3 protein-coding genes are annotated in these 3,202 nt (G+C 53.3%); all 3 read left to right on the forward strand.

The genetic code is table 11. The features are described from left to right. Window positions 1-196: 196 nt before the first annotated feature. The 3 genes from CLH62_RS20770 (at window position 197) to CLH62_RS20780 (ending at window position 3,105) form a co-directional block, all read left to right on the forward strand. Window positions 197-874, forward strand: coding sequence for a hypothetical protein (locus CLH62_RS20770; RefSeq protein ID WP_099620072.1), 678 nt, complete (start codon window positions 197-199; stop codon window positions 872-874). A 68-nt stretch (window positions 875-942) separates the two neighbouring features. Next, a complete protein-coding gene (locus CLH62_RS20775) occupies window positions 943-2,748 on the forward strand; it encodes a ParB/RepB/Spo0J family partition protein (RefSeq protein WP_099620073.1) in 1,806 nt (601 codons plus the stop codon). Between the two features lie 144 nt (window positions 2,749-2,892). Next, window positions 2,893-3,105, forward strand: coding sequence for a hypothetical protein (locus tag CLH62_RS20780; protein ID WP_099620074.1), 213 nt, complete (start codon window positions 2,893-2,895; stop codon window positions 3,103-3,105). Window positions 3,106-3,202 lie beyond the last annotated feature (97 nt).

Genomic DNA, 3,202 nt, shown 5'->3' on the forward strand with positions numbered 1-3,202 from the left:
TCACACTGCAAAAGACAAGTCTGGCGTTAGACGAAGATGCACAAAGAAGGCTGATTAATATGGGTTTTTATTCTTTGAAAGGTATACAAAGAGATTGACAGCAAGGGCAGGAAAACCGATAATAATCACATGGTCAGCGGGGTGCTGGCCTCCGGGTTCGCCGCCGGTTATCGAGGCGAGTTAGGAGATTCCCACCATGTTGAAAGTCATTTCTACCCCTCATCTGGAAAACCGTGCGGCTTGGGTAATGGCCTTTGAGATGCGAGACCTTTTCGTAGCCCAGCCTGCCGCTCACGTTCGTCGCTACGGTCTGCACAAAGACGATTTCAACCTCGTGATCACTGACACAGCCGAGGCCATGAGCCGTGGCAAGACTCTGAACCGCTTCAGTTTGGGCGGTAACGAGTCGGACGTGATGGATTTTCTGGCGATCTGTGGCTGGTCACTGAAGAAGGTCCTGGAGGTTTGCGCGGCCTTCGATTGTGAGCCAACCAAGCATGTGCGCCTTCGGGATACGTTGAAGCTTTGGGGCTATCAGAGGGACGCGAAAATCGAATTTTGCCCGTTTGCTGCACAGCGGGTGAACCCACTGCAAAAGCTGCCCAAGAAATGGACGATTCCCCACGTCGTTCGCCTTTTGGCTCGGGATACCGATGCTCGGGTGAAAACTCAATGGGAGCTCACCGACGATTACAAAGCCGATGCCGATCGCAATTTTGGGCGCGACCATCTGCCGGATCGTTTGGCTCTGTTGCGTGAGTTGGTTGAGGCCGGATCGGCTTGGCGGATTCATGAGGACCATGAGGGGCTGTCCATTTCCCATGGTCAGCGCTCATACGCGATTCACCTCCCTGATCGGCTGATCGCCGCTTAACCCATGCGGGGGCGAGAGCCCCCAACGGTTTCCGGACGGAAACACCCAACTGACAAGGAACTGACACCATGGAACAGAACATCAAATTGAACGCCCTCACAATCTCTGAGAAGAACGTTCGTAAGGTATCGGCGGCAGATGTAGAGGATCAGCAGTTAATCGCTTCTATCGGCTCTCAGGGGCTGCTACAGAACTTGATTGTTGTGAAGTCGAAGAAGCGCGGTAAGTTTGAGGTTGTCGGCGGTGGCCGCCGTCTGGCTGCGTTGCAGCATTTGGCAGAGAACGGCGACATTGCGAAGGATTACCCTGTGCGCTGTGTGGTGAAAGATCAGACCGACGCCACCGAGGCCTCAATGGCGGAAAACTTGAAAGCGGCAATGCACGACGCGGATTGGTTTTCGGCCTATATGCAGTTGAACGAGCAGGGGATGAGCGCCGAGGACATTGCCAAGAAATTCGGCCACAGCGTGACGGATGTTCGCAAACTGTTGAAGCTCGGCGGGGTGGCCCCGGTGATTTTACAGGCTTTCCGTAATCGGGAACTGGATAAAAAGGAGGTCATGGCCTTCACCGTTTCCGACGATCAGGAAAAACAGGCGGCGGTTTTTGCTGAAATGAAGGAGGGCTATGGCTTCTCGGCGTGGGAGATTCGTTCTCGTTTGCTGCCTGAGAATGTTCGAAGCACCGAGCCTATGGCTGTGTTTGTGGGCTTGGAAGCCTATGAGCAGGCCGGTGGTAGTGTGGCGTCCGATCTGTTCCAGGAGGTGACCTACCTCAACGATCCGGAGCTTTTGAAGTCGTTGGCAGAGGCCAAGATCGAGCGACTGGTGGCTGAGAAGAAGGTCGAGGGCTGGAAATGGGTGGAGTATACCTTTGGTGGTTTCTGGTCCTCACCGTTTGCCAGCATGAGGCGCGTGGAGCCGGAAATTGAAGTGGACCTGCCCGAGGCGTTGAGCGCCCGACTGGCCGAGATCGATGCCCGTTTGAATGTCTTGAATGAGAAGCCGATGCCGGAATGGACAGAGGAAGAGGATGAAGAACACGACCGACTGACCGACGAAGAAAGGGATTTGCAGGAGCAGAAAGAAAACTCTCGAGTATTTTCCGTAGGGCAGAAGGCGGAGGCGGGCGTTCTCATTCTGATTGGACGGGAAGGGGAGCCGGAATACCGCGAAGGCATTGTGAAGCCCGAAGACGGTGACAAGGGCAGCGAGGGCCAAGACGAGCAGGGCGCGGTTGATGTTCCTAAGAAACCGGACGAAAGCGCGGCGCTCTTGAGTGATCTGAGTGCTTATAGCTTGCAGGCCCTGCAAGCTGATCTGATGGATTCACCGGAACTGTGCTTTGATTTGTCGGTGTTCAATATGGCGTTGCAGCGTGGGGCACAAAGCTTCCTCCGACCCTGTGACATCAGTGTTCAGTGGGCCGAGTTCAGTCCCAAGGACATCCTGGAAACCAAAGCCGCCGAAAAGATTCAGAAAACGCGAGACGGTTTGAATCTGGTTTGGATGAATGAGGAAACCGAGGCGGATATGTTCAGGGCGTTCCAATCACTGACGATGCCGGACAAGCTGGCGATTCACGCTTTTTGTGTCGCTCAGTCGCTGCGTTCATCCAACTCGGTCATTGCCGAACTTGTGAAAGAGCAAATCAACTTTGATTTAAGCGCTCTCTGGCAGCCGACCAAGGAGAATTATTTCAAGCGGGTCAAGCGCGAAAAGCTGTTGGATATTCTGGTAGAGCTTAAAGGCACCGATCTGGCAGCAGGTATGGCAAATGCCAAAAAGCGCGATTTGGCTGAGTTGCTGGATGGTCTTGAGGAATCCAAAGGTTGGTTACCACCACAGATGAGATCGGTAACGATGGAGGAGTAGGCTAAATCCTGGGCCGGGAGCTTTAACTTCCGGCCCTTGCTGTTGGTTTTTCCAGAGGCATGCTTTGCCCCGACCTTGTTACATGCGTTGTTTATTGACAGACTCTATACACTAAGTCGTTAACACATTGAAAATGGTGATGAAATGAATAAAGCTCAGGGGTTTGTTGGCCTTTCGACAGGTGGAGAAGGCGTTCTCTATGTACGCATCTCTGATATTACTGCCGTGCAAGAGCTAAAAAGTTCTGAAGAGTCTTCGAAATTTAAAAGCCGCGTATTTGTTCGGGGCCAGGTTCAACCGTTTAAGATTCAGGAAGACCCTGCAACCATTGGCGACCTTATTGGGTCGGATGAATAACAGCCGTTGCCGGCCTTGGTGAAGGCATTTTGCTCGAATCTCATCGATGGCTTTGCCTTTGGCGCGCCCTTCGGGGCGGGCTTCTCCAGGTTCGCTA

The organism is Marinobacter guineae (genome assembly GCF_002744735.1).
Classification (GTDB): Bacteria; Pseudomonadota; Gammaproteobacteria; order Pseudomonadales; family Oleiphilaceae; genus Marinobacter; species Marinobacter guineae.